The 16,687-nt window shown below is 64.6% G+C and carries 18 protein-coding genes and 1 pseudogene; 12 read left to right on the top strand and 7 right to left on the bottom strand.

What is annotated here, in order from left to right:
* The first annotated feature begins 78 nt into the window (after positions 1–78).
* From ACTGJ9_RS06515 to leuC, 4 genes are all read left to right on the top strand, one after another.
* A complete protein-coding gene (locus ACTGJ9_RS06515) occupies positions 79–1,335 on the top strand; it encodes an MFS transporter (protein ID WP_456678454.1) in 1,257 nt (418 codons plus the stop codon).
* Positions 1,336–1,344: 9 nt separating this feature from the next.
* Positions 1,345–2,100 carry a tRNA (guanosine(37)-N1)-methyltransferase TrmD gene (trmD, locus tag ACTGJ9_RS06510; protein WP_456676400.1) on the top strand — a complete coding sequence of 252 codons (756 nt, stop codon included), beginning with the start codon at positions 1,345–1,347 and terminating at the stop codon, positions 2,098–2,100.
* Between the two features lie 109 nt (positions 2,101–2,209).
* Positions 2,210–2,593, top strand: coding sequence for a 50S ribosomal protein L19 (gene rplS / locus ACTGJ9_RS06505; RefSeq protein ID WP_028133304.1), 384 nt, complete (start codon positions 2,210–2,212; stop codon positions 2,591–2,593).
* Positions 2,594–2,914: 321 nt separating this feature from the next.
* Positions 2,915–4,321 carry a 3-isopropylmalate dehydratase large subunit gene (leuC, locus tag ACTGJ9_RS06500; RefSeq protein WP_456676399.1) on the top strand — a complete coding sequence of 469 codons (1,407 nt, stop codon included), beginning with the start codon at positions 2,915–2,917 and terminating at the stop codon, positions 4,319–4,321.
* Positions 4,322–4,403: 82 nt separating this feature from the next.
* Here the strand turns inward: leuC and ACTGJ9_RS06495 are convergent, their stop codons facing one another.
* Both ACTGJ9_RS06495 and ACTGJ9_RS06490 read right to left on the bottom strand, forming a co-directional pair.
* Complete coding sequence (locus tag ACTGJ9_RS06495) at positions 4,404–4,667, bottom strand: hypothetical protein (protein WP_456676398.1); 264 nt, start codon at positions 4,665–4,667, stop codon at positions 4,404–4,406.
* A gap of 79 nt (positions 4,668–4,746) precedes the next feature.
* Positions 4,747–5,052, bottom strand: a complete 306-nt coding sequence (locus ACTGJ9_RS06490) for a hypothetical protein (protein ID WP_456678453.1) — start codon at positions 5,050–5,052, stop codon at positions 4,747–4,749.
* Positions 5,053–5,208: 156 nt separating this feature from the next.
* Between ACTGJ9_RS06490 and ACTGJ9_RS06485 the strand changes: the two genes are divergently transcribed.
* From ACTGJ9_RS06485 to ACTGJ9_RS06470, 4 genes and pseudogenes are all read left to right on the top strand, one after another.
* A complete protein-coding gene (locus ACTGJ9_RS06485; protein ID WP_456676397.1) occupies positions 5,209–5,607 on the top strand; it encodes a metallopeptidase family protein in 399 nt (132 codons plus the stop codon).
* Positions 5,608–5,685: 78 nt separating this feature from the next.
* On the top strand, positions 5,686–6,291 hold the full coding sequence (gene leuD, locus ACTGJ9_RS06480) for a 3-isopropylmalate dehydratase small subunit (RefSeq protein ID WP_008539074.1): 606 nt from the start codon (positions 5,686–5,688) through the stop codon (positions 6,289–6,291).
* Between the two features lie 80 nt (positions 6,292–6,371).
* Positions 6,372–7,156 (top strand): annotated as a pseudogene (locus tag ACTGJ9_RS06475) (glycosyltransferase family 32 protein).
* 324 nt (positions 7,157–7,480) lie between these two features.
* Complete coding sequence (locus tag ACTGJ9_RS06470) at positions 7,481–7,969, top strand: hypothetical protein (protein ID WP_456676396.1); 489 nt, start codon at positions 7,481–7,483, stop codon at positions 7,967–7,969.
* Positions 7,970–7,991: 22 nt separating this feature from the next.
* On the opposite strand, the gene ACTGJ9_RS06465 is transcribed toward ACTGJ9_RS06470, so the two are convergent.
* Positions 7,992–8,873 (bottom strand): HpcH/HpaI aldolase/citrate lyase family protein, encoded by an 882-nt coding sequence (locus tag ACTGJ9_RS06465; protein WP_456676395.1) that lies wholly within the window; start codon positions 8,871–8,873, stop codon positions 7,992–7,994.
* Between the two features lie 110 nt (positions 8,874–8,983).
* Here ACTGJ9_RS06465 and ACTGJ9_RS06460 point away from each other — a divergent pair, with 110 nt between their 5' ends.
* Positions 8,984–9,628 carry a carbonic anhydrase gene (locus ACTGJ9_RS06460; protein WP_456676394.1) on the top strand — a complete coding sequence of 215 codons (645 nt, stop codon included), beginning with the start codon at positions 8,984–8,986 and terminating at the stop codon, positions 9,626–9,628.
* A 131-nt stretch (positions 9,629–9,759) separates the two neighbouring features.
* Here the strand turns inward: ACTGJ9_RS06460 and ACTGJ9_RS06455 are convergent, their stop codons facing one another.
* A complete protein-coding gene (locus ACTGJ9_RS06455) occupies positions 9,760–10,794 on the bottom strand; it encodes an aspartate-semialdehyde dehydrogenase (protein WP_456676393.1) in 1,035 nt (344 codons plus the stop codon).
* Between the two features lie 116 nt (positions 10,795–10,910).
* On the opposite strand from ACTGJ9_RS06455, the gene ACTGJ9_RS06450 reads away from it, so the two are divergent.
* Together ACTGJ9_RS06450 and ACTGJ9_RS06445 are read left to right on the top strand one after the other, a co-directional pair.
* Positions 10,911–11,699 (top strand): hypothetical protein, encoded by a 789-nt coding sequence (locus ACTGJ9_RS06450; protein WP_456676392.1) that lies wholly within the window; start codon positions 10,911–10,913, stop codon positions 11,697–11,699.
* A gap of 156 nt (positions 11,700–11,855) precedes the next feature.
* Positions 11,856–12,257 (top strand): hypothetical protein, encoded by a 402-nt coding sequence (locus ACTGJ9_RS06445; protein WP_456676391.1) that lies wholly within the window; start codon positions 11,856–11,858, stop codon positions 12,255–12,257.
* A gap of 170 nt (positions 12,258–12,427) precedes the next feature.
* Here the strand turns inward: ACTGJ9_RS06445 and leuB are convergent, their stop codons facing one another.
* Positions 12,428–13,540: a 3-isopropylmalate dehydrogenase gene (gene leuB / locus ACTGJ9_RS06440; RefSeq protein WP_456676390.1), complete on the bottom strand. Its 1,113-nt coding sequence runs from the start codon at positions 13,538–13,540 to the stop codon at positions 12,428–12,430.
* 245 nt (positions 13,541–13,785) lie between these two features.
* Here leuB and ACTGJ9_RS06435 point away from each other — a divergent pair, with 245 nt between their 5' ends.
* Positions 13,786–14,988: a YbfB/YjiJ family MFS transporter gene (locus tag ACTGJ9_RS06435; RefSeq protein WP_456676389.1), complete on the top strand. Its 1,203-nt coding sequence runs from the start codon at positions 13,786–13,788 to the stop codon at positions 14,986–14,988.
* Positions 14,989–15,098: 110 nt separating this feature from the next.
* Here the strand turns inward: ACTGJ9_RS06435 and ACTGJ9_RS06430 are convergent, their stop codons facing one another.
* Entirely contained in the window at positions 15,099–15,881 is a 783-nt protein-coding gene (locus tag ACTGJ9_RS06430) for a molybdopterin-binding protein (protein WP_456676388.1), read from the bottom strand.
* Between the two features lie 14 nt (positions 15,882–15,895).
* The gene (locus tag ACTGJ9_RS06425) at positions 15,896–16,525 is read right to left on the bottom strand and encodes a cytochrome b/b6 domain-containing protein (RefSeq protein WP_456676387.1); all 630 of its coding nucleotides are present in this window, start codon (positions 16,523–16,525) and stop codon (positions 15,896–15,898) included.
* Positions 16,526–16,687: the final 162 nt, after the last annotated feature.

Below are 16,687 nucleotides of genomic sequence, written 5' to 3'. Positions count from 1 at the left end.
TCTTGAAGGCCGCATAATAGAGGCCAAAGCACTCATATAGCTCTCCCTTTTAGCAGCCTCGAGGTTCTGGCCGTGGCGATCGTGCCTTCAGGTTTTCTGTCGCAATGGCGAACATCCACTCCCGGAAGCGAGACGGCCAGCAAGGCTCGCCGCACCCTCGCGGCGACCGGCGTCAACCATGCCCTGCACGACGGCTACACCGATCTGATCTACGTGCTGCTGCCGGTCTGGCAGACCGAATTCGCGCTCAGCTACGGGCTCCTGGCGGTGATGCGCGGGCTCTATTCCGGCGCCATGGCCGGGCTGCAAATCCCTGCCGGCCGCCTCGCCGAGCGCATCGATGGCAAGATCCTGCTCGCGCTCGGCACGATGGTCGCGGCTCTCGGCTATCTGCTGGCGGGACTCTCCGGCAGCGTGGTCGGATTGGGCCTCGCGCTGCTGGCGTCGGGCGCGGGCGCCAGCACGCAGCATCCGCTCGCTTCGGCGGCGGTGTCGCGCGCCTATGGCCACGCGGCGCGCGGACCGCTCGGCGTCTACAATTTCAGCGGCGATCTCGGCAAGGCGGCACTCCCGGCGCTGACCGCGATGCTGCTGGTGATCATATCCTGGCGCCACGCACTGCTGCTGGTCGCAGCGGCGGGGCTGCTCGTCGCGGTCTGTCTCGCCATGCTGATGCCAGCGGTCGGCAAAGGCTTTGCGCACAAATCGGCCGTCACATCACATGCCGCGCCGACCGGCCGCGGTGGATTCCCGTGGCTGCTCTCCATCGGAATTCTCGACAGCGCGGTGCGAATGGGCTTCCTCACCTTCCTGCCCTTCCTGCTGCGCGACAAGGGCGCCTCGCTGCCGACAAGCGGCGTTGCACTCGCGCTTGTCTTCATCGGCGGCGCGGCAGGAAAGTTCACATGCGGCTGGCTCGGAGAACGCGTCGGCACGATCCGCACCGTGCTTCTCACCGAGGGCGGCACCGCCGTGTCGATCGTCGCCGTGCTAATCTTGCCGTTGATGCCGACCATCATCGTGCTGCCGTTGCTCGGCGTGATGCTCAACGGCACCTCTTCCGTCCTCTATGGAACAGTCCCCGAGCTCACCTCGCCTGATCGCACCGAGCGCGCCTTCGCGCTGTTCTACACCGGCACGATCGGATCGGGCGCAACCGCGCCAGTGCTGTACGGCCTGCTCGGCGATGCTTTCGGCCCGACACTGGCCACCACGGCGACAGCCATGACCGCGGTTGCCATTTGCCCGCTCGCGCTGCTGCTTGCATCGCATCTCGCCGATGATCTGCGAAGCAGAGCGGCCCAAGGCCTCGACCTGCCGGCCGCAATGCCCTAACCAGCGGCCATGACCAATCCCTCACCCTGGCGCGCGACGGTGCTGACGCTGTTTCCGGAGATGTTTCCGGGGCCGCTCGGCGTCAGCCTGGCCGGGCGGGCGCTGGCCTCCGGCCTCTGGGAGATCGAGGCGCGGGACATCCGGGCATCCGCCGCGGATCGTCACCGCAGCGTCGACGACACTCCGGCCGGCGGCGGCCCGGGCATGGTGCTGCGGGCGGACGTTTTGGCGGCGGCCATCGACGCCGTCGGAATCGGTCCGGACCGGCCGAAACTGCTGATGAGCCCGCGGGGTCGGCCATTGACCCAGGCCCGTGTCGCCGAGCTCGCCCTGGGCCCCGGCCCCCTGATCGTCTGCGGACGGTTCGAGGGGATCGACCAGCGTGTGATTGACGCGCGCGCCCTGGAGGAGGTCTCGATCGGCGATTACGTGCTCTCGGGAGGCGAAATCGCCGCGATGGCCCTGATCGACGCCTGCGTCCGGCTGCTGCCGGGGGTGATGGGCAAGGAAGCTTCGGGAACCGAGGAGAGTTTTTCCGACGGCCTGCTTGAATACCCCCAATACACCCGTCCGCAGCTGTTCGAGGGGGTTCCGATCCCCGAGATCCTGACCTCCGGAGACCACGCCAAGGTCGCGGCCTGGCGGCGGGCGCAGTCGGAGGCCCTGACGGCGGCCCGGCGACCCGATTTATGGGCCCAAATCCCACCCAAAGCCCCGAATCGGCCCAGGCGCCAAAAAGCGCCAAAAACCAAGACAGACGGGTGACAAACGCTCCGGCTTGCCTTATAGGAGCGGCCACATCCGCAATGGCTGGATAGACGAATTTCGCGCAGCCCCCGTTTCCAAGGCTGGGCGCGCCGATGGAGATTTACCCATGAACCTGATCAAGCAGCTCGAGCAAGAGCAATTCGACAAGCTGTCCGCCGGCAAGGACATTCCGGAATTCGGTCCCGGCGACACCGTGATCGTCAACGTGAAGGTTGTCGAAGGCGACCGCACCCGCGTGCAGGCCTATGAAGGCGTTTGCATCGGCCGTTCCGGCGGTGGCCTCAACGAGAGCTTCACCGTCCGCAAGATCTCCTACGGCGAAGGCGTGGAGCGCGTGTTCCCGGTGATGTCGCCGATGATCGATTCGATCAAGGTGGTGCGCCGCGGCAAGGTGCGTCGCGCCAAGCTCTATTATCTCCGCAATCTCCGCGGCAAGTCGGCCCGTATCGTCGAGAAGACTGAGCACGCCAAGGCCGCCGTCAACGAGTAAGCTTTCGCCGACCGAGTTTCGAAAAGCGCGGGGCCGAACGCCCCGCGCTTTTTTGTTGCGTCAGCCGTGCGCGTCAAAGCCCTCGCGATTCCAGATCCGCCTGCTATATATTCCTGGAATGTTTCCAGATCCGACCAGCTTCATAACGCCCCAGCGCATCGTCATCGACGATCGCTCGCGGCTGCCTGGCCGGTTCTTCGGACGCTTCGCGACCTCGGCAACGTCAGAGCTTAGTCCCGCAGCTTAAACGCTGCGCTGAATACGATTGCCCGCGCGAACCCGCGCATATCCGCTGACACAGCATTCCCGGAGCTTAAGCTCATGTCCAAGCCGACCACATTGTACGACAAGATCTGGAACGACCATCTGGTGCACGAAGCCGATGACGGCACCTGCCTGCTCTATATCGATCGCCATCTGGTGCACGAGGTGACCTCGCCGCAGGCGTTCGAAGGCCTGCGCGCCACCGGCCGCAAGGTCCACGCGCCCGAGAAGACGCTCGCGGTCGTCGACCACAACGTGCCGACCACCGACCGCACCAAGCCGAACCCGGATCCGGAGAGCATCGAGCAGATCAAGGCGCTCGCCGACAACGCCAGGGAATTCGGCATCGAATATTACAACGAGTTCGACAAGCGCCAGGGCATCGTCCACGTCATCGGCCCCGAACAAGGCTTCACCCTGCCCGGCACCACCATCGTCTGTGGTGACAGCCACACCTCGACGCATGGCGCGTTCGGCGCGCTCGCGCACGGCATCGGGACCTCCGAGGTCGAGCACGTGCTGGCGACGCAGACGCTGATCCAGAAGAAGGCCAAGAACATGCGCGTCACCGTCGACGGCAAATTGCCGGACGGCGTGACGGGCAAGGACATCATCCTGGCCATCATCGGCGAGATCGGCACCGCGGGTGGCACCGGCTACGTGCTGGAATACGCCGGTGAGGCGATCCGCGCGCTCAGCATGGAAGGCCGCATGACGGTCTGCAACATGTCGATCGAAGGCGGTGCCCGCGCCGGCCTCGTTGCGCCCGACCAGAAGGCCTATGACTTCCTGCGCGGCCGTCCGAAGGCGCCGAAGGGCGCGGACTGGGATGCGGCGATGCGCTACTGGGAGGGCTTGCGCTCCGACGACGGCGCGCATTTCGACCACGAGCTGCGGCTCGACGCCGCAAAACTGCCGCCGATCGTGACCTGGGGCACGAGCCCTGAGGACGTGATCTCGGTGACCGGCATCGTGCCCGATCCCGACAAGATCGCGGACGAGGCCAAGCGCCTCTCCAAGCATCGCGCGCTGAAGTATATGGGCCTGACCGCGGGAACGAAGATCACCGACATCAAGCTCGACCGCATCTTCATCGGCTCCTGCACCAACGGCCGCATCGAGGACTTGCGCGCCGCCGCGAAGATCGCGGAAGGCAAGCAGGTGTCCGGCCACGTCAACGCCATGGTCGTGCCGGGCTCAGGCATCGTGAAGGACCAGGCCGAAGCCGAAGGTCTGGACAAGATCTTCATCAAGGCCGGCTTCGAATGGCGCGAGCCCGGTTGCTCGATGTGCCTTGCGATGAACCCGGACAAGCTGGCCCCGGAAGAGCGCTGCGCCTCGACCTCGAACCGCAACTTCGAGGGACGCCAGGGTTTCAAGGGCCGCACCCATCTGGTGTCGCCGGCGATGGCGGCAGCAGCGGCGATCGCAGGTCACTTCGTCGACGTCAGGGAGTGGCGCTGAGTCCTCGCTGCAATCATCGGCCATTGAATAGATAAGGGGCGCCGTTGAGGCGCCCTTTTCATTTCGAACGACGTTGCTCGCATCACCAGAATGGGCCGTAGCCGAACACGAAAGGCGCAGGCACGCCGTAAGGATAGGGACGATAGTGAACGGGCCGCGCGTAATAGTGCGGATCAGGCCGCCGAGAGTAGGGCGCGATGTCGTCGTATCGTATGTGCCGCCGCCCATCGAACACCGCGCGGCCTGCGGACGCATCCGGCAGCTTCGTCACCCTCTGCGCTGCGAAAGCGTGAGGCAGGCCTGCGGCGAGCGCAACAACTACGGCCAGTGCGATCCATCTCGTCATGACGACCTCCGCCCGCAACATACCCTCGCGATCACAGCGAGCCTCCTGCCGAGCACGCTGCGCAGACACTGAGCGCGTATCAGCCGCGACGCCAGTAGCAGCTCATATGCGGCACGATCACCGTGCCGCTCGGCCGGAATTCCTGCACATAGGTGGCGTTGCACTCGCGGACCGCGTCCGGGCCCGGGTTGAAGCGCGGATAGACGCCGTCCGGGACGTAATAGGGGGTCACGCGCAGGCGGGTCTGGGGCCGCCTGCGCGGCGGCGGAGCGTCGTCAGGCAAGACCGCCTGGGCCACACGGGTTTCGGTGGCGGGGGTCCGGGCAAGGGGCTGGGCAAGGGTCTGCGCATGTGCGCCAACACAGGCTTGCGAAAACAACCCCATGCACAGTAGCGCCAGCGCTGTTTTTACTCGCATTTTTCCGCCCACCTGAACCGTCCTGATCGAGGCCCCACGCTCCCCGTTTTGGCGGCGCCCGTCAACCTCGCTGCCCTTATAATGCCGGATGCATCGCTGCGGAACCCGCGCTAAGAGCAACGCATGTGGACGGACCTGAAAGCGCCTTCGCTGGCCGAGATGGAAGTGACGGCGCACGACATTTTCGAGCGCCTCCCGGCGGAATTCCGCGGCCTCTGCGAAGGCCTGATCATCCGCGTCGACGACTTCCCGACCGAGGAGGTCCTGGACGAGATGCAATGCGAGAGCGAGTTCGATCTGCTCGGCCTGTTCCAGGGCGTCGGCCTGCCCCAGCAGAGCCTTGGCGATGTGGCGCGGCTGCCCAACATGGTCTGGCTCTACCGCCGGCCGATCCTGGACTATTGGGCCGAGCACGACGAAAGCCTCGGCCATATCGTCCGTCACGTCCTGATCCACGAGATCGGCCATCATTTCGGCCTCTCGGACGACGACATGGCGGCGATTGAGGCGCAAGCAGACTAGCCCTGCCGAATTCGGCCTAGGATTCGCGCCCCGATCGCGATAAATACGCCCTCCTAACCACCCTCGGAAAGCGCAACCATGGACAAGTTCACCACGCTGGAAGGCGTCGCGGCGCCGCTGAAGATCATCAATGTCGACACCGACATGATCATTCCGAAGCAGTACCTCAAGACCATCAAGCGCACCGGGCTTGGCAAGGGGCTCTTCTCCGAGCAGCGCTACAAGGACGACGGCAGCGAGAATCCGGATTTCGTGCTCAACCAGCCTGCCTATCGCAATGCGAAGGTGCTGGTTGCCGGCGACAATTTCGGCTGCGGCTCGAGCCGTGAGCACGCGCCCTGGGCGCTGCTCGATTTCGGCATCCGCTGCGTGATCTCGACCTCGTTCGGCGACATCTTTTACAACAACTGCTTCAAGAACGGCATTCTGCCGATCCGCGTCAGCCAGGAAGACCTCGACAAGCTGTTCGACGACGCCGAGCGCGGCGCCAACGCGACGCTGACGATCGACCTGCCGAACCAGGAGATCCGCGGCCCCGACGGCGGCAAGGTCAAGTTCGAGATCGACCCGTTCCGCAAGCACTGCCTGATCAACGGCCTCGACGACATCGGTCTCACCATGGAGAAGAAGGCCTCGATCGACACCTACGAGGACAAGCTCAAGCGCGAACGCGCCTGGGCCTGATTTCAAGTTTCGTTCGAAGCGCCCCGGTGCTCCAAGCGCCGGGGCTTTTTTTGCCCTGATTGTCCCGTATAGCTCCATTCATGCTGCCCGAGATCGTCACCTTCTGGCATGGCCCGATGGACGCGCTGCGCCAGACCTGTCTGCGCTCGCAGCTGGCTGCCGGCCACAAGGTCACGGTCTATAGCTTCGATGCCATCCCCGGTCTGCCGGCGGGCGTCGGCAATGCCGATGCCGAAGCGATCCTGCCGCACGCGTTCTCCGAACGGCTACGGCCGGAGCAGCCGGACGGCAGCTGGCGCGACTGGACCACGCTGCAATTCAGCGATTTCTTCCGCATGAAGCTGATGGCGAAGAACCTCGGCCTCTGGCTCGATGCCGACGTGCTGCTGCTCAAGCCCGCAATGATCGATCCGGCAAAGCCGTACTTCGCCTGGGAGCGGCCGCGCCAGCTCGGCAATTCCGTGATCTACCTGCCGCCGCAGCACGGCATCGTCACGGCCTTCGAAGAGCTGATGGAGCAGGAGGAGCTGACGCCGAACTGGCTGTCGGTGCGCCACCGCATCACCTTCCTGATGCGCCGCCTGCGCGGCGGCTCGAACCGTCTCTCCGACATTCGCGTCGCGATCTTCGGGCCGGCGGCACTCACCGCGCTCGCCCGCCGCACCGGCGAATTGCAGAACGCATTGCCGAAGCAATCGTTCTACGCCGTCCACGCCGAGCCAAAGCTGTTCTTCGATCCTCGAGCTATCTCGGCCTCGTCACCGACCCCGAGATCATCGGCCTGCACATCTCACCCAAGGGCCGCGGCGGCGAGAAGCCGATCCCGGGCAGCCTGTATGCGTGGGCGACGGAGCGGTTCGCGTAAGTTCCTTTCGTGTCCCGGACGCGGTGCGGCGTGCAACGCTGCTCCGCAGAGCCGGGCCCCAGCACGCCGCGACATGGGCCCCGGCTCTGCAGCGCATCACTGCGTGCTGCGCCGCGTCCGGGGCACGAGACCGGTGTCTCTCGATCCATTCTCAATTCGATGGCCGCGAAGTTTGACGCAGGAGGGTCACCCAATCTGACCCTTCCCTGTCTCAAGCACCCCCACAGCGCAGCTCGAACGAATATTCGAACGAACGCTGAGCCGCCGAGTTAGACAGCAAACTCGCGAGGTAGAGCCATGCGTCGCTCAGATCTAGCAGCTATCTTGATCCTTGTTTCAGGATTGATTCCCGCCACAGCATCGGCCCAGCAGACGGCACCGGACACGAACCAATCTTCGGGTCAGGTTGGCCTCGACGGTGGCCAACAACAGTCAGGCCCATCCGCCCAAAACACCCCAACTCAGCCGGAGCGCACGCCGCAACAGTCCGAGCAAGCCCGCGACCGAGATCGGCGCAGCGCCGAAGACACGCGGATCAATCGGGATTGGACGACGAGATCGCGCGGTGATGAACGGATGGACATGGATCGCATGCCCCAGCGCCGAATGGGCCGCATGATGGACCAGGATGAGAACCACCAGACCACTGGGCGGAATTGGAGGCGCGACGACGAGGACATGGATGGCGGCCGCAGTTATGGCTCGACCGACCGCGGCGAGGGCCACTACTATCGTGAGGCCCGGCCTCGTGCTCGCGTTAAGACTTGCATCGAATACGAAAACGGCGACGAGTTCTGCCGTTACCGCGACTAGGACTGCTGATGCGGTATGGGCGCTAGCCCTTCCCCATCGCCGCGATCGCGTCCGCGATCTTGATCGTGCGTTTCGCCATGTCGGCGTGCAGGCGCTCCACCATGGCGCCGTCGAGACGGATTGCGCCACGCGAGACGTTTTCCGGCAGTTCGAACGCGGCGATGATCTTTCGGGCTCGCGCAATCTCTTCCTCCGGCGGCGTGAAGATGGCGTTGCAGGCTTCGATCTGCGACGGGTGGATCAGCGTCTTGCCGTCGAAGCCGAGATCGCGGCCTTGCGCGCATTCGGTGGCAAAGCCGTCGGGATTGTTGATGTCGCTGTAGGGGCCGTCGAGGATTTCGAGGCCGGCGGCGCGCGTCGCCAGGATGCAATGGGTGATCATCGGGATCATCGCGGCGCGGCCGGGCATCATCTTGATCCGCGTCTCGCGCGAGATGTCGTTCGGGCCGAACACGAAACCGGAGAGGCGCGTCTTCGGATCGCGGCCGGCTTCGGCCAGCTCCTCGGCATGCAACACCGCGCGCGCGGTCTCGATCATGGCCCAGACCTTCACGGTCGGCGCTGCGCCGAGCTCGGCGAGGTGGCGGCCGATGGTCTGGAGATCCTCGATGCTTGAAACTTTCGGAACCAGGATGCCGTCGGGCGAGGCCTTGGCGGCCATCGCAACGTCATCGGCCCACCATTGCGTGTCGAGACCGTTGGTCCGGATCAGGATCTCGCGCTTGCCGAAACCTTTTGCGGCGATCGCGGCGGCGATGCCGTCGCGCGCCAACGCCTTGGCGTCGGGGGCAACAGGATCCTCGAGGTCCAGGATCAGACCGTCGGCGGCGAGATTCCGCGCCTTTTCAAGAGCGCGAGGGTTGGAGCCGGGCATGAACAGATGGCTGCGGCGCGGGCGGGTCATGCTACGTTCCTTCCGGTTTGCTCGTCTCTGTGATGGCCGAAGCCGATAGCATCCGGCATGCCTATTCGAAAGGCTTGTTCGCGCTATCGGTATATGATTAGGCATAGACCATGATCACATTCCCGAAGCACTTGCTGGAAGGCTACCAGGCCTTCGCCACCCAGCGGCTGCCGACCGAGCAGACCCGCTACCGCGATCTGTCGGTGAAAGGGCAGTCGCCCGAAGTGATGGTGATCGGCTGCTGCGACAGCCGCGTCTCGCCGGAGGTGATTTTCGACGTCGGCCCGGGCGAACTATTCGTGGTCCGCAACATCGCCAATCTGGTGCCGGTGTATCAGCCCGACGGCAACGCGCACGGCGTCTCGGCCGCGCTGGAATACGCGGTGACGGTGCTCAAGGTGAAGCACATCGTCATCCTCGGCCACGCGCAATGCGGCGGCATCCGCGCCTTCGTCGACAAGATCGAGCCGCTGACGCCGGGCGACTTCATCGGCAAATGGATGCAGATGTTCATCAAGCCGGGCGAAGTGGTCGAGCAGCGCGACCACGAAACCATGGCGCAATTCGTCGAGCGCATCGAGAAGGCCGCGGTGTTCCGCAGCCTGGAGAACCTGATGACGTTCCCGTTCGTGCGCAAGGCGGTCGAGAGCGGCCAGATGCAGCTGCACGGCGCCTATTTCGGCGTCGCGGAGGGAACGCTGTTCGTGCTGGACAAGGCGAGCAAGGAATTCAAGAGCGCGCAGAGCGTGGTGTAGGCCTTCAGCGGCTTGGCTCGGATAGTAGGGTGGGCAAAGCGAAGCGTGCCCACCGCTTCTATCGCGATCGTGGAGAGATGGTGGGCACGGCGCTTCGCGCCTTTGCCCACCCTAGGAGACCTGTGACGGAGCTACGCCGCCTTCTTCTTCGCGCTGATCAGCTTGCGGTTGATCAGGACTTCCGCGATCTGGATCGCATTGAGCGCAGCGCCCTTGCGCAGATTGTCGGACACGCACCACAGCACCAGGCCGTTCTCCACCGTCGCGTCCTCGCGGATGCGGCTGATATAGGTCGCGTCCTCGCCGGCCGCTTCATACGGTGTGGCGTAGCCGCCGGGCTCCTGCTTGTCGATGACGAGGCAACCGGGCGACTTGCGCAGGATGTCGCGCGCTTCGTCCGCACTGATCGGGTTCTCGAACTCGATGTTGACAGCCTCGGAGTGACCGACAAACACCGGCACGCGCACGCAGGTGGCGGAGAGCTTGATCTTGGGATCAAGAATCTTCTTGGTCTCCGCCATCATCTTCCACTCTTCCTTGGTGTAACCGTCCTCCATGAAGACGTCGATCTGGGGGATGACGTTGAAGGCGATGCGCGTCGGAAACTTCTTATTGACCAGCTCCTGGTTGGTGTAGACGGCCTTGGTCTGCGAGAACAGTTCGTCCATCGCGTCCTTGCCGGCGCCCGACACCGATTGATAGGTCGAGACCACGACGCGCTTGATCGTCGCCCTATCGTGCAGCGGCTTCAGCGCGACCACAAGCTGTGCGGTCGAGCAGTTCGGGTTGGCGATGATGTTCTTCTTGGCGAAGCCCTTGGTGGCGTCGGCGTTCACTTCCGGCACGATCAGCGGCACGTCCGGATCCATGCGCCAGGCCGAGGAATTATCAATCACGACCGTGCCGGCGGCGCCGATCTTCGGCGACCATTCCTTCGACACCTCGCCACCCGCGGACATCAGGCAGATGTCGACGTCGGAGAAATCATAGTGCTCGAGCGCTTTGACCTTCAGGGTGCGGTCGCCATAGGAGACCTCGACGCCCATGCTGCGGCGTGACGCCAGGGCCACGACCTCGTCCGCGGGAAATTTGCGCTCATCAAGAATGTTGAGCATTTCCCGTCCGACATTGCCGGTCGCGCCGACGACTGCGACTTTGTAACCCATCGTTCACTCTCCGATGAAAAAGCCCGTTCCTGAAGCTGACGCTTAAACAGGAAGAGCAGCGCTTCTATGCGAGAACCGGCCTCAAGACAACGTTGGACCATGCCTGAAGGCCGTGGATGCAGTCGCCCGAGGCCGGCACGGCCGCAACTCCCACCCAGATCCACTTAGCGCTCGCCAATTTCGCCGACGAGGTCGTCGGCACGCTGGCACGCCTGTTTGCCTATGTGGGGACGCTCGCCCTGTTTGCCATCCTCGCGCTTGCGGGTCTCGGCCAGCTGCCGGATCTGCGCGACGATGAGCCCGCGGAGAGGCCGGGCTGGGCCATCGCGGAGCGGTCGCACTCGGCCTTTGCCCTCAACCGGATTGATTCATCAGAAAAACCAGCCTCTTACACCATTCTGAGACATCCCGAAGGCGGCCGGCGCGACGTGATGCGCTGGACCGGCGAGGGCGACAAGCCCGTGGCCGAGCTCGAAATCTACCGGGAAGGCGGCGAATTCGACGTGACGCAGCCGGCGACCGCAGGCCTCGCCGCCCAGATGGGCCTGGACGCGGCGACCGCGCTCGAGCAGGCCGGCCTGATCGACACCAAATTTGGGCCCGTCGCCCTGTTCCGGCCGTTGGGCACAGCGGATGGGGCGCCGGCCTGCCTGGGTTACCTCAAGCGCAACGAGGAGCCTGCCGTGCAGATCTCCGGCTTCTCCTGCCAGAGCGACACCATGCCGGCCCGGCGGGCGGCGATCGCCTGCACGCTGGACCGGCTGACGCAGCTCGCCTCCGGCAACGACCCGAAGCTTGCGGAATTGTTCGCCCATGCGGAGCTGAAGCGCCGCGCCTGCGATTCCCGGGGATCGGCGGACTGGCTGCTGGGCGCCGCCAACGCGCAATTGCGTGGCGCGCTGTGACCGGCATCAAACTCAAGTCACTGGTATCCATGCAACTTTTGCCGGCACGCACGATTATTCCGGCGCGGTGTGACTGAATTGACCTAGTTACGACCACCCCGGCCGGGCTAGTATGAGGTGAAATCGACTGGCGGCTCGCCGCCTGAAGGGGACGTGATGAGCTCGAATTTCTCTGGCGCTAACAAATTGGCCGCGAACAAACTGGCGACATTGCTTGCGGCGGGCGCCGTGGTTGCGATGGCGTTCGCGACACCGGCTTCGGCCGATACCAAGTCCAAGCAGCGCTATGACGATCGCGGCCGGCCGGTTTACGGTCCGAGCGGCCCCAATGCCGTCTACCAGCAGGGCCGCACCCGTATCTATGTGAGCAAGCGCTCCTGGCTCGACGGCGGCACCGAGGTCAATCCGGGCGATCGCAAGTTCTCCGATTACGCCTTCCCGCCGGCGATCGGCTATCCGACCTTCGCCCGCGAGAACAACAACCGCCCGATCGATCGCCAGCCGCTGAGCACGCCGGCCGACGTCGGCGGCTATCCGCGGAATTTTCCGCTGTACTGAAGCGGACGTCACGACCGAATCAAAAGGCCGGGCTCGCGCCCGGCCTTTTTGTTTCATGAGATCTTGCAGGGTGGGCAAAGGCGCTCTTGCGCCGTGCCCACCATCTCTCCGCAGTCTCAATAAATATGGTGGGCACGCTCCGCTTTGCCCACCCTCCAAAGACTGCGCGCTTACGCGTGCAGCTTCTGCAACTCCTTGAGGATCGCTTCGCCCATCTGCGTGGTCGAGGCGGCCGTGGTGCCTTCCGACTTGATGTCGGCGGTGCGCAGACCGCTTGCCAGCACGGCGGCGATGGCGGCGTCGACCTTGTCGGCGAGCGCGCCCATGTCGAAGGAATAACGCAGCGCCATGCCGAAGGACGAGATCATCGCGATGGGATTGGCGAGGCCCTTGCCGGCAATATCAGGGGCCGAGCCGTGCACGGGCTCGTACAGCGCCTTGCGCTTCTTGCTCTTGACGTCGACTTCGCCGAGTGAGGCCGAGGGCAGCATGCCGAGCGAGCCGGTCAGCATCGCCGCGATGTCAGACAGCATATCGCCGAACAGATTGTCGGTGACGATGACGTCGAACTGCTTCGGCGCCTTCACCAGCATCATGCCGCCGGAGTCAGCAAGCTGGTGCTCGAGCGTGACGTCAGGGTATTCGCGCTTGTGGACCTGGGTCATGACCTCGTTCCAGAGCACGCCCGACTTCATGACGTTGCGCTTCTCCATCGACGTCACCTTGTTCTTGCGCTTCCTGGCAAGCTCGAAGGCGACGCGGCCGATGCGCTCGATCTCATAGGTGTCGTAGACCTGGGTATCGATGGCGCGCTTCTGGCCGTTGCCGAGATCGGTGATGGTCTTGGGCTCGCCGAAATAGACGCCGCCGGTGAGCTCGCGCACGATGACGATGTCGAGACCCTCGACCGCCTCGCGCTTCAGGCTCGAAGCGTCGGCCAGGGCCGGATAGCACACGGCCGGGCGGAGGTTGGCGAACAAAGCAAGATCTTTGCGCAGGCGCAGCAGGCCGGCTTCGGGGCGCACCTCATAGGGCACCGCATCCCATTTCGGGCCGCCAACCGCGCCGAAGATGATGGCGTCGGCGGCCAGCGCCTTGGCCATGTCGCCCTCGGAGATCGACACCTTGTGGGCGTCATAGGCCGAACCGCCGACGAGGCCGGTATCGGTCTCGAATTTGGCGATCCCGGCCGAACTGAGCCAACCGATCAGCCGCTTCACCTCGCCCATCACCTCCGGGCCGATACCGTCGCCGGGGAGCAGCAGCAATTTGTGGGTCGCCATGGTCAGATCCTTCTCAATGCTCTCTCGTCATTCCGGGGCGCGAGCAGCGCGAGCGAGCCCGGAATCCATCGGGCCACGCAGCAAGTGGCGGAGTGGATTCCGGGCTCGCGCCAAGGGGCGCACCCCGGAATGACAGGTCGGCGGGAGTGCTAGAGCGGCGTTGCGCGCTTGGCAAGACACCATTGCCGCCGCGCCGCTGTGCAAGCCGGGTGGGGCCTGCCACACTGCACGGGCCGGAGTACCCCTTGCTCGCCCCTGATCTTCCTCCACCCGACGCCCATCCCGCGCGGCTGATCCTGACCCTGTCGCTGGCCGCGACGGTCGGGCTTGGCATCGGTCGCTTTGCCTACGCGCTGGTGCTGCCGGATATGCGCGAGGACCTCGGCTGGTCCTACTCGGCGGCCGGTTTCATGAACACCATCAACGCCGTCGGCTACCTCGTGGGCGCGCTGGTGGCGTCCCGGCTGATCCAGCGGGTCGGCTGGTCGGCGGCGATCCGCGGCGGAACATTGGCCTGCGTCGCCGCACTCGCCACCTGCGCGCTGACAGGGAATTTCATCGCACTGAGCCTGGCGCGGCTGGTGCTCGGTGTCGGGGCCGCGGCGGGCTTCGTCGCCGGCGGCGCGCTGGCCGCGACGATCGCGCAGTCGCGCCCGGAGCGGGCCAATTTCCTGCTCAGCCTGTTCTATGCCGGCCCCGGCATCGGCATTCTGTCCTCCGGGCTGATCGCGCCGTTCACGCTGCAGTATTTCGGGCCGGGCTCGTGGTGGATCGTGTGGTGGGCGATGACATTGCTGTCGGCCGTCATGACGGTGCCGCTGTTCCTGGTCCGGATCGAGAGCGGCGCGCGCTTCCACGAGGGCAGCCACGCCGCCTTCGCGATTCGTCCCGTGCTGATCTATCTCGCCGCCTACTTCCTGTTTGGCGCCGGCTACATCGCCTACATGACGTTCATGATCGCCTATGTGCGCGACGGCGGCGGCGGTGCCGCGGCACAGGCGGGATTCTGGGGCCTGATCGGCATGAGTGCGTTCGTGACGCCCTGGGCCTGGCGCCGCGTGCTCGCGCTCGACCGCGGTGGTCTCGCCACCGCGATCATCCTCGGCACCAATGCAATCGGCGCCGGCCTGCCGATGCTCGGACACTCGACCGCGTGGCTTGCAACCTCGGCGGTGGTGTTCGGCGTCGCCTTTTTCGCCGTGGTCGGCTCGACGACGGCCTTTGTCCGCTTCAACTATCCGCCCGAGGTGTGGCCGCGCGCGATCGCGGCGATGACGATCTCGTTCGGCGTCGGCCAGACGCTCGGCCCGATCGTCGTCGGCGCGATCACGGATGCGCTGGGGAGCTTGTCCTACGCGCTGAATGTGTCGGCGGGGCTGCTGGCGTTGGGGGCGGTGCTGGCGTTGTGCCAGCGGAAGGTAGGACCGGCCAAATCATCGGTGTCGTAGGTGGGCAAAGGCGCGAAGCGCCGTGCCCACGATTTTTAATGGCGAGAAGGTGGTGGGCACGCTTCGCTTTGCCCACCTTACCGCAGCGGTGCTTCGCCGGGATGACACAGCTAGCTCCCGCTGAACGAATTGTACCCCTGGTCTTCCCAATAGCCGCCCTTGTAGTCGTTGGTGACTTCCATCGAGACCACGTATTTCGGGTTCTTGAAGCCGAGCTTGGTCGGCACCCGGATCTTCATTGGAAAACCATAGGCGCGCGGCAGGATCTCGCTTGCGTATCTGAACGTCATCTGCGTCTGCGGATGCAGCGCGGTGCGCATGTCCAGAGGCGAGTTGTAACCGTCCTTGTCGGCGCACTGGAACCAGACGTATTTCGCCCGCGTATCGGCGCCGATCAGCTTGAGGAAGTCGCGCAGGGGCGTGCCTGTCCAGTTGCCGATCGCGCTCCAGCCTTCGACGCAGATGTGACGGGTGATCTGCGTGAACTGCGGCAGCTTGTAGAGCTCGGGCAACGTCCAGGATTTCTTGTTGTCGACGAGGCCGCGCACCTCGAGCTTCCAGGCGTCGCCATCGACGTCCGGCGCGTCGTCGAGGTCGTAATAGGCGTTGAACGGGAACGGTTTTGTAATCGCGCTCTCGGGAAACGTCGGCGCCAGCGCATCGGGATTGAAGATGAAATCCTGCGCGGCGTCGTTGAACTTCGAGACCTTCGCCAGCAGGGTTTCGGCCGACGAGGAATCGACCACATCGCAGCCCGTGAGCAGCGTCAGCGCGCCGAGGCTCGCGCCGCCCGCGATGAAGCGGCGGCGGGTGACATCAGGCATCGTCTTGAGGGAGTCCTTGATCAGCAGCCGCTTGTCGACGCCGGGGATCAGGAATGAACGCTTGGCCATATCTGCTCTCCTCTCTAGCGGCCGATGATCATGGCGCGCAGGCTCTTCGGCACCAGCAGCGCGAGCAGCACGTGAATGACGATGAAGGCACAGATCGCGGCCATGCAGAAGAAATGGACGTAGCGCGCGGTCGGATAATCGCCGAACAGCGTCACCAGCCAATGTAATTGCACCGGCTTCCACATCGACAGACCCGACAGCACGATCAGCACGCCGACCACGATGATGCCGGCATAGAGCGTACGCTGCACGTAATTGTAGACGCTGAGATCGTCATGGCTGAGCCTGAAGGTGAGGGCAGCCCTGACGTCGTGGATCACGCCCGCCGGCGTGATCGGCAGCAGCTTCTTCCGGAAGCGGCCGGTGGCGAAACCCGTGATCAGATAGGCGAGGCCGTTGACCATCAAGAGCCACATCGCCGCGAAATGCCAAAGAAGAGCGCCGCCGAGCCAGCCGCCCAGGGTGTACGCGCGCGGGAAGCTGAAATTGAACAACGGCGAGGCGTTGTAGATCTGCCAGCCCGACAGGATCATCAGGACCATGGCGACGGCGTTGGTCCAGTGCATCACCCGGACCCAGACCGGCTGGATCGTTTTGGCCGGGGTGGCCCCGACGCGCTCGTCCACGGTGGCTAGGCTCGACATGATGGTTCCGTCCTGTGAGATCGCGTTGACAATTATACGCCAGCCGCTGCGGGTTCGTTACGCCCGCATATTTGCGAATCCGGTGCACTTTCTCACAATAAAGCGAGCCGGGGTAGCCCCGACTCGCCTTGCCGTTCACCCCTGCTCAGGGGGCTAATCAGG

The sequence above is a fragment of the Bradyrhizobium sp. RDM12 genome (genome assembly GCF_051917485.1).
Taxonomy (GTDB): domain Bacteria; phylum Pseudomonadota; class Alphaproteobacteria; order Rhizobiales; family Xanthobacteraceae; genus Bradyrhizobium.
The sequence above is the reverse complement of the archived record's forward strand: the minus strand, read 5'-3'. Positions and strand labels throughout refer to the sequence as shown.